Annotated in this window: 13 protein-coding genes; 8 read left to right on the plus strand and 5 right to left on the minus strand. The window is 66.4% G+C overall.

The window, feature by feature from the left end:
- The first annotated feature begins 18 nt into the window (after positions 1 to 18).
- On the plus strand, positions 19 to 657 hold the full coding sequence (locus tag JOD97_RS07020; protein ID WP_209714595.1) for a response regulator transcription factor: 639 nt from the start codon (positions 19 to 21) through the stop codon (positions 655 to 657).
- Here JOD97_RS07020 and JOD97_RS07025 read toward each other — a convergent pair.
- Positions 647 to 2,755, minus strand: coding sequence for an EAL domain-containing protein (locus JOD97_RS07025; RefSeq protein ID WP_209714597.1), 2,109 nt, complete (start codon positions 2,753 to 2,755; stop codon positions 647 to 649). The genes JOD97_RS07020 and JOD97_RS07025 overlap by 11 nt on opposite strands.
- A 314-nt stretch (positions 2,756 to 3,069) precedes the next feature.
- On the opposite strand from JOD97_RS07025, the gene JOD97_RS07030 reads away from it, so the two are divergent.
- Complete coding sequence (locus tag JOD97_RS07030; protein ID WP_209714599.1) at positions 3,070 to 3,579, plus strand: glycoside hydrolase family 73 protein; 510 nt, start codon at positions 3,070 to 3,072, stop codon at positions 3,577 to 3,579.
- 15 nt (positions 3,580 to 3,594) lie between these two features.
- Positions 3,595 to 3,939, plus strand: a complete 345-nt coding sequence (locus JOD97_RS07035; protein ID WP_209714601.1) for a hypothetical protein — start codon at positions 3,595 to 3,597, stop codon at positions 3,937 to 3,939.
- Positions 3,940 to 3,943: 4 nt separating this feature from the next.
- On the opposite strand, the gene JOD97_RS07040 is transcribed toward JOD97_RS07035, so the two are convergent.
- Genes JOD97_RS07040 through JOD97_RS07055 form a run of 4 tightly spaced genes read right to left on the minus strand, consistent with a single transcriptional unit; the run spans position 3,944 to position 7,193 of the window.
- Complete coding sequence (locus JOD97_RS07040) at positions 3,944 to 4,600, minus strand: YoaK family protein (RefSeq protein WP_209714603.1); 657 nt, start codon at positions 4,598 to 4,600, stop codon at positions 3,944 to 3,946.
- Positions 4,587 to 4,997: a DoxX family protein gene (locus tag JOD97_RS07045; RefSeq protein WP_209714605.1), complete on the minus strand. Its 411-nt coding sequence runs from the start codon at positions 4,995 to 4,997 to the stop codon at positions 4,587 to 4,589. The genes JOD97_RS07040 and JOD97_RS07045 overlap by 14 nt, the downstream gene beginning before the upstream one ends.
- 1 nt (position 4,998) lies before the next feature.
- Entirely contained in the window at positions 4,999 to 6,927 is a 1,929-nt protein-coding gene (locus tag JOD97_RS07050; RefSeq protein ID WP_209714607.1) for an amidohydrolase, read from the minus strand.
- A complete protein-coding gene (locus tag JOD97_RS07055; RefSeq protein ID WP_209714609.1) occupies positions 6,927 to 7,193 on the minus strand; it encodes a DUF1427 family protein in 267 nt (88 codons plus the stop codon). The genes JOD97_RS07050 and JOD97_RS07055 overlap by 1 nt, the downstream gene beginning before the upstream one ends.
- A gap of 233 nt (positions 7,194 to 7,426) precedes the next feature.
- Here JOD97_RS07055 and JOD97_RS07060 point away from each other — a divergent pair, with 233 nt between their 5' ends.
- From JOD97_RS07060 to JOD97_RS07080, 5 genes are all read left to right on the plus strand, one after another.
- Positions 7,427 to 7,843, plus strand: a complete 417-nt coding sequence (locus JOD97_RS07060) for a hypothetical protein (protein ID WP_209714611.1) — start codon at positions 7,427 to 7,429, stop codon at positions 7,841 to 7,843.
- 26 nt (positions 7,844 to 7,869) lie between these two features.
- Positions 7,870 to 8,565, plus strand: a complete 696-nt coding sequence (locus JOD97_RS07065; protein WP_209714613.1) for a response regulator transcription factor — start codon at positions 7,870 to 7,872, stop codon at positions 8,563 to 8,565.
- 70 nt (positions 8,566 to 8,635) lie between these two features.
- On the plus strand, positions 8,636 to 8,965 hold the full coding sequence (locus tag JOD97_RS07070; RefSeq protein WP_229264214.1) for a hypothetical protein: 330 nt from the start codon (positions 8,636 to 8,638) through the stop codon (positions 8,963 to 8,965).
- Positions 8,966 to 9,082: 117 nt separating this feature from the next.
- Positions 9,083 to 11,230, plus strand: a complete 2,148-nt coding sequence (locus JOD97_RS07075) for a TonB-dependent receptor (protein WP_209714615.1) — start codon at positions 9,083 to 9,085, stop codon at positions 11,228 to 11,230.
- A 190-nt stretch (positions 11,231 to 11,420) separates the two neighbouring features.
- Positions 11,421 to 12,869 (plus strand): serine hydrolase, encoded by a 1,449-nt coding sequence (locus tag JOD97_RS07080; RefSeq protein WP_209714617.1) that lies wholly within the window; start codon positions 11,421 to 11,423, stop codon positions 12,867 to 12,869.
- Positions 12,870 to 12,875: the final 6 nt, after the last annotated feature.

Raw genomic sequence — 12,875 nt, forward strand, 5'->3', positions numbered from 1 at the left:
AGATCGCATCCCTACGACATGGAACCGAGCACCGCACCCCGCCCCATCACCGTCCTGGTCGTCGACGACCATCCGCTGCTGCGCGCCGGCCTCGGCGAGGCCATCTCCAGCCAAGACGACATGCGCCTGGTCGGCGAGGCCAACAACGGCCGCGAAGCGGTCGAACGCTACGACGCGCTGCGCCCGGACGTGACCATCATGGACATCGCCATGCCCGAGATGTGCGGCGTGACGGCGCTGCAGCACATCCGCCGCGAGCACGGCGGCGCGCGCATCATCATGCTGACCACCTACAAGGGCGACGCCCAGATCCTGCGCGCCGTGCAGGGCGGCGCCAGCGGCTTCCTGCTCAAGAGCACGCTGCGGCGCGAATTGCTCGACACGGTGCGCGGCGTGCACATGGGCCAGCGCCGCATTCCGCCGGAAATCGCGATGGAACTGGCGCAGCACATGGGCCAGGGGCCGCTCAGTCCGCGCGAGATGGAGGTGCTCAATCACGCCGCCGGCGGCAATTCGAACCGGCGCATCGCCGAACACCTGTCGATTTCCGAGGAAACCGTTAAGGCCCACATGAAAAACGTGCTGGCCAAACTGGCCGCCAACGACCGCACCCACGCGGTCACGATCGCCCTCAAGCGCGGCATCATCACGATATAAGGCCGCTTTCCCTGCGGCTGGCCGCCGCGCCCGCGCCCGCGCCCAGCAGGTACTCGGCGCAGGCGGCGGCCGGCAATGGCGCGCTGTACAAATAGCCCTGGAAAACGCCGCAGCCCAGCGCCGCCAGCGTGTCGCGCTGCTCGGCGGTCTCGACGAACTCGGCCACCACCTCCACCTGCCGCGTGCGCCCCAGCGTGGCGATGGTGTGGATGATGTCGCGGCTGATCGGATTGGTGAGCACGTCGCGCGTGAGCGAGCCGTCGATCTTGAGCGAGTGGATCGAAAAGCGCCGCATGTGCAGCAGCGACGAATAGCCCATGCCGAAATCGTCCATCGCCAGCGACACGCCCATGGCGACGATCAGCGCCAGGTTCTGGTCCACCACCTGGCGCACCGGGATGGCCTGGCTCTCGGTGATCTCCAGTTCGATCTCGCCCGGCGTCAGGCCGTAGCGCTCCAGGCAGCGCGCCAGCAGCGCCGGCAGCAGCGGGTCGTCGAGCTGCAGCGGCGAGACGTTGATCGCCATCGTGATATGCGACAGCCCGAGCGCGTTCCACTGCGCCTTGCGCGCGCACGCCTCCTCCATCACCCAGGCGCCCAGCGCGCGGATCACGCCGCCCTCCTCGGCCAAGGTGACGGCGACATCGGCGCGCACCGCGCCATGGCGCGCGTGGCGCCAGCGCAGCAGCGCCTCGACGCCGACGGCCACGCCGCGATGATCGTGCTTGGGCTGGAACGCCAGCGTCAACGCGGCGGTGCCGAGGTCGCGCGTGAGCGCGGCCAGCAGGCCGCGGGCCACCAGTCCCAGCTCGCCATGGAGCGGCACCGACTGCGTCTGCGGCCGCCCCTCGGTGGCGATGGCGTTGACCGTGGCGTGGAAGGCGGCGCTTTGCGCGCGCACGCGGCGGGCCTCGGCGCGGCGCACGAACGGCAGGTAGATCAGCGTGCTGACCAGCAGGCCGAGCACCTGCAGCGCCGGGCCGCGCCAGCTGCCGGTGAGCAGATAGCCCGACAGCAGCGGCGGCGTGGTCCACGGCACCTGCACGTCGAGCAGCGGCAGCAGCCCGGCGTGGACGGCGGTCAGCGCGATCAGCGTCATGACCAGCGGCGCCAGCACGAAGGGCCACAGGAACAGCGGGTTGAGCGCGATCGGCAGCCCGAAGATCAGCAGCTCGTTGATATTGAACAGCGACGGCAGCACCGACACGGCGGCCAAACGCCGGAACGGCCCCTCGCGCGCGACGATGAACAGCGCCAGCGTCAGGCCCAGCGTGGCGCCGGCGCCGCCGATCATGCCGAAAGTGCCCAGCAGCGGGTGCCACCCCAGCACCGGATTATAGGCGGCGCCGCCGGCGCCGAACAACGCCTGCGCCTGCTGCTCCAGCACCATGTTGCCGTGTATGCCGACGAACCACAGCAGATGGCTGGCCACCACCGCCGCCGTGCAAAGCGACCAGTCGGCGTCGATCCAGCCATGGACCGTCGGCGGCAGCGCCGCCAGCCAGCGCACCCCGGGCGCCGGCAGGGTCTTGGCGGCCTCGACACCCAATATGACGCCGATGCCGAGGACGACCAACGGCGGCGTCATGCGGATGGCGGCGTAAAACGTCGGATCGCAGTCGTGGTCGGGCTTGACCCCGAAGATCCTCGTCAGCGGACGCAGCAACTCGGGCGTGGCCAGTCCGACCAGCAGGCCCAGCAGCATGGAGTCGCGGCCCATGCCGGTCAGCGCAGGGGCGTTGCCGATCGTCAGGCACAGCATGAAGTTGACCAGCGCGGCCATGCCGACCGAGACCTCGGGCAGCGTCTCGTCGGACGGGCCGGCGCCGAGGCGGCGCGCCAGCCGGATGCCGACCACCACCGCCAGCGCCAGCCCGAACACGCCGTAGGTCGCGTTGACGACAGCGTCCATGATGTCGCGCCATCCATCGCCCAAGAGGGCCGCCAGCACGCGTTGCACCGCCGCGAACGGAGCATTGGCGAGCAGCGTCGCCGTCACGCCAAGGAAGGTCAGCGGCAGCAGCAGCACAAAGCTGTCGCGGACGGTGAGCGCCCACAGCGCCAGCCGGCGCCGGCAGCGCCTCGCCAGATTACGCATGACGGCGCCACGTGCGAATCGACATTTGTATCCTTGGTTAGTATATCGAGACGTAACCCAAAGAAACATAGATTACAAAATAATAATACCAAGGAACTTACCGTGGGAGTATCGGGCAATGCTGATAGCGGGGTAGGGTTTTCCCTAGCCGCCGAGGGTGGAAGTCGGATGGAGGAAGGTTGCGCCACAGTCGATGGCGACCCCGCCGGTCAAGGCTCGGCCCCCCCGTAGTGGCAGATGAATCCTGAGCGAAATCAACAACAAGTATTTGAAACAATTCAATCTGGCTACTTCAACCGGATCGGAGATCGCTCATGTCAAAACACTCGCACGGGACCGCAAAAACGCGTAGCCACAAGCACCACCCCAAGCCGCAGCCAGCTCATGTCGCCCATTTTGTCGCACTACACATCAGCGATGCAAGAACTGTCTCCACCCGTACGAGCATTCCAGCCGAGGTAATACTTGCTCAATCAGCGCTTGAAAGCAACTGGGGCAGATCGGTCAAGGACAACGCCTACTTTGGTATCAAAGGCAAATCCGAGTCGGGCCGCTCGACGACGTTTTCAACGCATGAAGTCACGCTGTCCGGGCAACGAATAAGCGTCACCGACGAATTTCGTGCTTATACCGACTACGCCGAAGCCGCCGCCGATTACGCGTCCCTAATACAACGAAAATATCCTACTGCTTTGGCTTATCGTAACGATCCTGAAAGATTCGCCGAGGCTGTAGCTAGCCATGGGTATGCAACCGACCCGCTTTACGCGAGCAAATTAAAATCTATCATTCGTTCACACATCGTGCCGCTGGTTAGCAAATAACTACCTGGACACCCCATGAAACCACTTCACTACCTGCCGCTCTTAGTGCTTCTTGCCTCGACGTACGCGGTCTCCGGGCAAATAAAAACCAAAGACGAGGCCATCAAACTAGCCACCGACGCCATACACAAATTTCGCCTGACGACAATCAAAGACGAATGCGGCGTAATCGATGTTGTCGAGAAACCGTCATACTTCGAAATGATAGTGCGCGAACGTCACACGCAAAACTGTGGTGGCATGCAAGAGACCGGACCACGCTTGTTTAACATGCGAATAAGGAAGCACGACGGCCGGCTGACAAGCGATGTTTACGACGGGACAACTTATCAGCCGGTAGATCACATACCGGCAAAGTGATCGATCAGTCCTGCGCCGAGATCGCCAGCCACAGCAACAGCAGGCACGGCAGCAGCAGGCCGTTGAAGCCGACCGCGACGAACATCAGCGCGCCGCTCATGCAGCCGAGCGCGAACGCCAGCACCGGCCAGATCAGCTTTTTGCAGCGGCCCATGGCGTCGGGGTCGCCGCGCGCCGAGTCCACCAGATCGATCACCAGTTGCGTGACGTTGCCGGTCATGACGGTGGTGGCGGCTGCCTTGCCCAACAGCAGCTTGCCGTAGGCGTTTTGCACCGCCATGGCGCCCGCGCACAGCATCCCGGTCGCCATGCTCAGCGGGGCATCGGCCGAGACGATCGGCGCCGCCAGCCAGGCGCAGGCCACCGTCGCCACCATCAGCAGCAACTGGGTCAGGAAGCTGTTGCGCAGCTGCTTGGCGCCGGTGCGTTGCCAGCGCAGGATCAGCAACCGCGCGATCGCCACGAACAGCATGAACACCGGAAACACCAGCAGCTTGAGGAAGATCTCCGGCGCCGCCTGCACCACCGAGCGCCCGATCAGCACGAAGTTGCCCGTCACGTGGGCGGTGAACAATCCGAACAGGCCGATAAAGCCCAGCGTGTCGACGTAGCCAGCCAAAAAGCCCAGCGTGACGCCTTGTTTGATATCACCGCGTTCCATCCTTACCTTTCTGAATATCGTACCAGGCCACCAGCACGAAGGCGCCGGTCAGGCCGAGGTGTTCGAAGAAGCCGTTTTCGGCCATGAAGCGGGCCGGCCCGGTCACCTCCCAAAAGCGGTTGGCCATGAAGGTGGCCATCAGCGTGAACACGGCCAGGTAGCCGGCGCCGAGCCAGCGGTAAAAGCCGGCCAGTATCATCAGCGAGGCGCCGATTTCGCCGCCGATCACCAAGGCGGCCATCGGCGCCGGCGGCGACACGCCGAAGTGCCGCATCTCGGCGACGGCGCCGCCGAAGTCGGCCAGCTTGTCGATGCCGCCCTGCAGATACGCTGAGCACAGCAGCAACAGGCCGGTCCAGCGCACCCATGGCGCGCGTAAAAAAGCGGGAAAAGTCATCTCACACCGCCCAGCAGGCGCAGCCCAGCGCGCCCCAGAAGCTTTTCAGATCGGCGATCGGCAGCTTGCTGGTCCACGCGGTGGCATGCTGGTGGCCGTGCACATTGCACTGGTGCGCGCAGCCGCAGGCGGCCTGCTGCTCGCGCAATTGCGCCTGCTGGCGCTTGCGCTGTTCCAGCTCCTTGAGCGCGGCGCGGTTGTTGCCGATCTGCTCACCCCAGCCGGCGTAACCGCCGAAGCGGCGCACCGGCGACCAGTCGGGCATGGCCGGCGGCGGCGCCTCGTCGTGGGCGGCGAACTCCCCCGCCGCGTAGACGATCTTGCCGCCGACGATGGTCAGGCGCGACGACATGTCGGCGATTTCGCTTTCGGCGCAGGCGTAGAAATCCTTGTCCGGCACGATCAGGTCGGCCAGCTGGCCCACCTCGATGCGGCCCTTCTTGCCCTCTTCGTTCGAGAACCAGGTGGTGTTCTCGGTCCACATGCGCAGCGCCGTCTCGCGGTCCAGGCAATTGGCGCGCGGGTACAGCTGCATGCCGCCCACGGTTTTACCGGTGATCATCCACGCCAGCGACACCCACGGGTTGTACGAGGCGACGCGGGTGGCGTCGGTGCCGGCGGAGACCTTGACGCCGGCCTCGAGGATCTTCTTGACCGGCGGCGTGGCCTCGGCCGCGCCGTGGCCATAGCGCTCGACGAAGTATTCGCCCTGGTAGGCCATGCGGTGCTGCACGGCGACGCCGCCGCCCAGCGCGGCGATGCGGTCGATCGACTGGTCGGAGATGGTTTCGGCGTGGTCGAAGAACCAGTTCAGGCCTGCCAGCGGAATTTCCTGGTTGACCTTCTCGAACACGTCCAGCGCGCGGCTGATGGTTTCGTCGTAGGTGGCGTGCATGCGCCACGGCCAGCGGTTCTGCGCCAGCACCCGCACCACGCCTTCCAGGTCGTCCTCCATATTGTCCGCCATGTCGGGGCGCGGCTGGCGGAAGTCCTCGAAGTCGGCCGCCGAGAAGGTCAGCATCTCGCCGGCGCCGTTGTGGCGGAAGTAGTCGTCGCCCTGCTGGTAGGTCACGCTCTGGGTCCAGTTGAGGAAATCCTCCTTCTCCTGTTGCGGCTTTTGCGTGAACAGGTTGTAGGCCAGGCGTATCGTCAGCTGCTGGGCGTCGGCCAGCTGCTGGATCACCTGGTAATCCTCGGGATAGTTCTGGAAGCCGCCGCCGGCGTCGATCGCGCCCGTCACGCCGAGGCGATTGAGTTCGCGCATGAAGTGGCGGGTCGAGTTGACCTGGTACTCCAGCGGCAGCTTAGGCCCCTTGGCCAGGGTCTGGTACAGGACGGCGGCGTTGGGCTTGGCCAGCAGCAGGCCGGTCGGATTGCCGGCGGCGTCGCGCAGGATCTCGCCGCCGTGCGGCGCCGGCGTGTTCTTGTCGTAGCCGACGGCGCGCAGCGCGGCGCCGTTCAGCAAGGCGCGGTCGTACAGGTGCAGGATGAACACCGGCGTGTCCGGCGCCACCGCGTTTAATTCGGCGATGGTGGGCAGGCGCTTCTCGGCGAATTGATGTTCGGTGAAGCCGCCCACCACGCGCACCCACTGCGGCGCCGGGGTGATCGCCACCTGCGCCTTGAGCATGCCCATGGCGTCGGCCAGGCTGCGCACACCGTCCCAGCGCAGCTCGAGATTGAAATTGAGGCCGCCGCGGATGATGTGGCAGTGGTTGTCGATCAGGCCCGGCAACGCGCGCTTGCCACCCAGGTCGATGACCCGGGTGGCCGGACCGGCCAGCGCCATGATCTCGTTGGCGCGGCCGACGTGGGTGAAGCGGCCGTCCTTGATGGCCACCGCCTCCGCGTGCGGATTGGCGCGGTCCAGCGTGGTGAACAAGCCCCGGTGCAAAATCAGGTCGGGGGCGGCGTGGGTGGTGGTGCTCATCATGCTTTCCTTTTCGTTTCGTTGGCGTCCTGCGCGCCCGGCAGCTGGCCGAAGCAGTGCGGCTTGACCTGATCGTCGATCCAGGACACTTGTTTGGCTTGCGGTTGCCACAACTGGCGCAGCAGCGGCGGCACCTGTTCGCCGAGCAGGATGCCCAGCAGGCCGACCAGCGCGATGACCGGCGGCGCCGGCGAACGCACGTTCAAAAATCCGTAAATGATCCCGACCAGCAGGCCGGTGGCGATCGACACGATATAAATCTTCATGGCTGGCTCCTTAAAACCCAAACTCTACCCCGCGAACCGCCGGCGGCGCCCCTGCCATTGTGCCAGTGGACGCCCCGGGCGCTCGGTTATTGGCCGCCACGATGCCACACGCGCGGGGGATTGAACATACCCACATCTAGGTAGGGTGTACCCCCCGGATCGGGTCGTGGCAAAAGCGGCAAGAGGGTTTAAGCTTGCTCCGACAATGCCAACAGCGCGGGGACCGAACAGACATGCGTGGATTCAGTAGCAGTTTTCCGCGTGGCGGCGCCGGCGCCGGCCTGCTGCTGTTGCGGCTGGCCGTGGCGCTGCAACTGCTGACGGAGACGTTGTGCGCCGAGGCGGCGCCGTGGTGGTCCGCGATGCTGCCGGCCGCCATGGCGTGGCTGCCGCTGTCGCTGGCCGTCTCGCTGGCCGTGGCGCTGGCGCTGGGCGTGCTGACGCCGGTGGCCGGCGCCCTCGGCGCGCTGTGGCAGCTGCTCTGCCTCGCCCAATCCGGCTGGGGGCACGCGCCGCCGTGCATCGTCGGCGCCCTCACCGCCGCCGCGCTGGTGCTGCTGGGGCCCGGCGCCTACGCGCTCGACGCGCGCCTGTTCGGCCGGCGCCGGCTGGTGCTGCCGGCCAGTCCGGCGGACCACAACCGATTTTAGTCAGACGTTCATTTGGGAGAAACGACATGCGACTCGATAGCAAAACCTGGCCGCAGATGGCCGTGGGCGGTAGCAATGGGACGGGCGCCATCATCCATCAGGGCGACACGATCAACGTGGTGGCGGCGCACGCGGACGCCATCGTCAACGCCGGCCTGGCCGCGCTGCTCGGCGCCGGCGCCGGCATCTGCGTGCGCGCGGCCGGCGCCGATGCCATCGACGACGGCGCCGACGTCGTCATCCTCGACCACAAGGCCGGCCTGGAATACATGCGCCGCCGCGGCAATGCCCTGCATGCCCAGGACGGAAGCCAGCCGGCGGTGCTGATCGTCACGCAGCTGGACCGCGAATGGGAGGTGCGCACGGCCATGATGGCGGGCGTGCAAGGCTACCTGCTGCAAAACAGCGCCGCCGACCAGCTGCTGGCGGCGGTGCGCGCGCTGGGCCGGGGCATGCGCTACCTGAGCGCGGACCTGAGCCGCTGCGTGGCCGACAGCTTCACCCGCATCGGCCTGACCAGCCGCGAGACCGACGTGCTGCAATTGCTGGCCCAGGGCCAGTGCAACAAGTCGATCGCGCGCGAACTGGGGATCGGCGTGGGCACCGTCAAAACCCACGTCAAGGGTCTGTTCGACAAACTCGGCGCGACGGCGCGCACCCACGCGGTGGTGCTGGCCACGCGCCGCGGCCTGGTGGGCGACCACGGTCATAGCCAGCACTGAGGGCGCGGCGCGCCGCGGCACCGTGAATAGGCGTTGTCTGTTTGCGCCGAACCCCTGTAAAATCGCCGCTATGCACGCAATAACCCTCTCGCCGGCCACCCAGCATCGCAACACGCGCTACCAGCGCGTGGTGATGCTGTTCGTGCTGGTGTTTCTCGCGCTGCAACTAATCGGGGCTGTCTCGCACAGCCACGCCTACACCGACGACCACAAAAACGATTGCACGGCGTGCGCGGTCACCGACATGCCGTTCGGCGCCCCGCCGCCGCCGGCCGCCGTGGCGCCGGTGACTTTCCTGCTCACCTACGCCGTCGACGCCCTGCCGCGCGACATCTGGATCGCCCGCGCCGGCTACCTCACTCCCCCTTCGCACGCCCCGCCCGCCGCTGTTCTCTCCTGACCGCACGTACCTGAAACACCTGTAACGCCCATTGCGCGACCCGACGTACCCGCGCGCCTGCCCGACACGATCCGGCAGGCCGGCGGCCGCCCGCGCCTGAACATTCAAGGATTGAACATGCAACACACCCCACAACTCCGCACCCTGCCATTGCTGCTGGCCGCCGCTTTCTACGCCACCCACGCCCATGCCGACGACGCCGACAACCCCACCGCCGCGCCGATGCAGCAGGTCGACGTGGTTGGGCATCTGAAAAGCTCGCGTATCGACCTCTCGCCCAACGTCGGCACCACCGTCTATTCGATCGACCGCCACATGATCGACCAGCTGGGCCAGGGCGACAACACGCCGTTCAACGAAGTGCTGCTGCGGCTCCCGGGCGTGGCCCAGGATTCCAAGGCCTCGGGCTCGATCCACGTGCGCGACGATCACGCCAACATCCAATACCGCATCAACGGCGTGCAGCTGCCGGAGAGTATCAGCGGCTTCGGCCAGTCGATCGACACCCGCTTCGTGCAGCAGACCGATTTCATCACCGGCGCGCTGCCGGCGCAATTCGGCCTGCGCACCGCCGGCATCGTCGATATCCAGACCAAGGAAGGCCTGCCGAAATCCGGCGGCCGCGTCGGCGTGCTGGTGGGCAGCCACGATTACGTCGAACCGAGCGCGGAATTCTTCGGCACCCAGGGCGCGTTCAACTACTACCTGTCGGGCAGCTATCTGAAGAACGACATGGGCATCGAAAACCCGCTGCCAAGCCGCGACGCCATCCACAACCGCACCAAACAGGCCAAGTCGTTCGGTTCCCTGTCCTGGTTCCTGGACGACCAGACCCGTTTGGGCCTGATGTTCGGCACCTACAACGGCCGCTTCCAGATCCCGAACAACCCGGACCAGGCGCCGGCGTTTTCGCTGACGGGCCAGAGCGACGCCGCCGCCGGCACCAGCGCGCTGGCGTCGTCGCAGCTCAACGAACACCAGCGCGAGGTCAACCGCTTCCTGGTGCTGTCGCTGCAAAAAAGCTTGGGCGACCTGAATTACCAAGTCTCGGCCTTCCACCAGTACTCCGAGCTGCATTACACGCCGGACCCGGTGGGGGACCTGGTCTACAACGGCGTCGGCTCCAACACCCTGCGCTCGAACTCCTCGAGCGGCGTGCAGTTCGACACCAGCTATAAACTGAACGACGCCCACACCGTGCGCGGCGGCCTGGCCTACTCGCGCCAGAACACCCACAGCGACAACAGCGTCGCCGTGTTCGACATGAACGACGACGGCACGCAGGCCAGCACCGACCCGCGCACCATCATCGATAACAGCAGCCAGACCGGCAAGCTGTCGAGCATCTACGTGCAGGACGAATGGCATATCGGTGCGCCGCTGACGCTGAACTACGGCCTGCGCTACGACAAGGTATCGGCCTTCATCAACGAGCATCAGTGGAGCCCGCGCGTGAACCTGGCGTACCAGCTGGCCAAGGACACGTCGCTGCACGCCGGCTATTCGCGCTACTTCACCCCGCCGCCGCAGGAACTGGCGGCGCAGGCCAGCATCGACAAATACGCCGGCACGTCGAACGCGCCGGAGGTGCCGGTGTCCGACAACGTCAAGGCCGAACGCACCAACTACTACGACGTGGGCCTGAGCCACAAGTTCAACGAGCAGTTGACCGTCACGGCGGACGCCTACTACAAGAAGATCCGCAACATGCTCGACGAGGGCCAGTTCGGGCAGGCGCTGATCCTGTCGCCGTTTAACTACGACCGCGGCTACGCCAAGGGGCTGGAGCTGTCGGCCGTCTACAACGAGAAAAACTGGGGCGGCTTCCTCAACGTGACCTCGCAGCGCGCCAAGGGGCAGAACATCACCTCCGGCCAGTCGCTGTTCGCGCCCGACGAACTGGCGTACATCGCCAACCACTACATCTACGTCGACCACGACCAGACGTACACGGTGTCCGGCGGCGCCCACTACCACTGGGGCGAGTCGCAGGTCAGCGGCGATTTCCTGTATGGCAGCGGCCTGCGGATGACGCCCGACGGCGGCGCGCCCAATTCCGGCGCCCTGCCGAACTACGTGACGACCAACCTGTCGCTGACGCATAACTGGAAGAACACGCCGGTCGGCAATGTCGAGGGTCGCCTGGCGATGCTCAACGTGTTCGACAAAACCTATCTGCTGCGCGATGGTTCCGGCGTCGGCGTCGGCGCGCCGCAGTATGGCGCGCGCCGCACGCTGTATATGGGCCTGTCGACCAGCTTCTGACCATGAGTGCCGGCGCCGGATGCAACACCGGCGCCGGCCTCTATTTTTCGGTCACTCGTTGTTCGTGCGCCCGTTGTATTCAGCGGTTGTTGTAGGCATAATCAAAGCGAAGCCTTTAGCGGAAGATGACATGCCCCACCCTGTTTCAGATCACGACACAGCTTTCGACGCCGTCATGGCAAGGGTGTAGATGGCGGCTCGCGCGATCCCACGGCTGTTGTTCCGTTTGCTGCTGGCCGTTGGCGTCATCCTGATCCTGCTGGCCGGCGCCGCCTGGGCGCTGATCGCCAATCCGCCGGAACTGCTGCGCATCGGCGCCGCCTACGCCGCCAAAACCGTGTGCTCCAACGTCTTCGTCGCCGGGCGCGAGGCCGCCCGCGTGCTGGCCGACGATGTCCAGGCCCCCGGCCATCCGATACTCAAACACCTCAAGATAAACATCGACCAGCAGCGCAAGCTGGTACGGGCCGATTTGTTCGGCGTGATCGGCGGCGGCGTCGCGGTGTATCGCCCCGGCACCGGCTGCGCGGTGGCGCCGGACGGCGACGTGGCGCAAGCCTCGCTGTACAATTTTGTGCCGATCAAGATCTGGTCGCCCTCGCCCAGCGTGCCCTGGCCGACCGGCTCGATGGCGGAGACGGCGCCGGCGCTCCAGGCGCTGGTCAACCAGGATGCGCTGGCCGGCCCCGGCGTGCGCGGCATCGCCGTGATCCACCGCGGCCGGCTGGTCGCGCAGCGCTTCGGCGACGGCTTCACGCCGCGCACTCCGCTGCCCGGCTGGTCGCTGACCAAGACCGTCAACGCCGCGCTGGTGGGCATGCAGATCGCCGAGGGCCGCTTGTCGCCGCAACAAAGCGGCTTCTGGCCGGAGGGCGCGGACGGCAGGTCGCGCATCGCGTTGCCGCACCTGATGGCGATGAGCAGCGGCTTGCGCTTCGACGAAACCGCGGGCGGCGTCTCCGACCTCACGCGCATGCTGTATCTGGAGCCGGACATGGCGGCCTACGCGGCCGCGCAGCCGCTGATGCAGGCGGCCGGCACGGCATGGAACGATTCGAGCGGCACCGCGATGCTGCTGTCGCGCATCTGGCAGCGCGCGGCGGCGGGCGCGCGCACGGGCAGCGCGGCAAAGAACGGCCCGACGTCGGTGGCGGTGCTGTCGCTGCCGCACGACCGGCTGTTTGCGCCGCTGGGCATGAGCAGCGCGTTGATCGAGGCCGACGCGCGCGGCAATCTGGTCGGCTCCAGCTACATGTTTGCCAGCACCCATGACTGGGCGCGCTTCGGCCAGTTCCTGCTGCAGGACGGCGTCTGGCAGGGCAAGCGCATCCTGCCGGACGGATTCGTGGCGGCGATGTCGCAGCCGGCGCCGGCGTCGGGCGGCCGGTACGGCCAGGGCCAGGTCTGGCGCCAGGGACCGCCGGGACAAAACCCCGACCTGGCCTTCAAACTCCCCGCCGACACGTACTGGATGCTGGGCCAGGACGGCCAGTCGATCGCCATCGTCCCGTCCAGGGAGCTGGTGCTGGTGCGGCTCGGGCTGACGCCGGAACGGCTGCACTATCAGCCGCAGGCGCTGCTGGCCGCCATCCTCGAAGCGCTCGACGCCGACATCCCTCAACCACGTAGGGCGGATTAGCGCAGC

This window comes from Duganella sp. 1411 (assembly GCF_017833525.1).
In the GTDB taxonomy this organism is placed as follows: Bacteria; Pseudomonadota; Gammaproteobacteria; order Burkholderiales; family Burkholderiaceae_D; genus Rugamonas.

What these genes read in the sequence shown, in the direction of transcription:
- JOD97_RS07030 (WP_209714599.1), top strand. Translation starts at nt 3,070, where the DNA reads ATGTCAAAACACTCGCACGGGACCGCAAAAACGCGTAGCCACAAGCAC.
- JOD97_RS07060 (WP_209714611.1), top strand. Translation starts at nt 7,427, where the DNA reads ATGCGTGGATTCAGTAGCAGTTTTCCGCGTGGCGGCGCCGGCGCCGGC.
- JOD97_RS07050 (WP_209714607.1), bottom strand. Translation starts at nt 6,927, where the DNA reads ATGAGCACCACCACCCACGCCGCCCCCGACCTGATTTTGCACCGGGGC.
- JOD97_RS07075 (WP_209714615.1), top strand. Translation starts at nt 9,083, where the DNA reads ATGCAACACACCCCACAACTCCGCACCCTGCCATTGCTGCTGGCCGCC.
- JOD97_RS07055 (WP_209714609.1), bottom strand. Translation starts at nt 7,193, where the DNA reads ATGAAGATTTATATCGTGTCGATCGCCACCGGCCTGCTGGTCGGGATC.
- JOD97_RS07065 (WP_209714613.1), top strand. Translation starts at nt 7,870, where the DNA reads ATGCGACTCGATAGCAAAACCTGGCCGCAGATGGCCGTGGGCGGTAGC.
- JOD97_RS07025 (WP_209714597.1), bottom strand. Translation starts at nt 2,755, where the DNA reads ATGCGTAATCTGGCGAGGCGCTGCCGGCGCCGGCTGGCGCTGTGGGCG.
- JOD97_RS07045 (WP_209714605.1), bottom strand. Translation starts at nt 4,997, where the DNA reads ATGACTTTTCCCGCTTTTTTACGCGCGCCATGGGTGCGCTGGACCGGC.
- JOD97_RS07040 (WP_209714603.1), bottom strand. Translation starts at nt 4,600, where the DNA reads ATGGAACGCGGTGATATCAAACAAGGCGTCACGCTGGGCTTTTTGGCT.
- JOD97_RS07070 (WP_229264214.1), top strand. Translation starts at nt 8,636, where the DNA reads ATGCACGCAATAACCCTCTCGCCGGCCACCCAGCATCGCAACACGCGC.
- JOD97_RS07035 (WP_209714601.1), top strand. Translation starts at nt 3,595, where the DNA reads ATGAAACCACTTCACTACCTGCCGCTCTTAGTGCTTCTTGCCTCGACG.
- JOD97_RS07020 (WP_209714595.1), top strand. Translation starts at nt 19, where the DNA reads ATGGAACCGAGCACCGCACCCCGCCCCATCACCGTCCTGGTCGTCGAC.
- JOD97_RS07080 (WP_209714617.1), top strand. Translation starts at nt 11,421, where the DNA reads ATGGCGGCTCGCGCGATCCCACGGCTGTTGTTCCGTTTGCTGCTGGCC.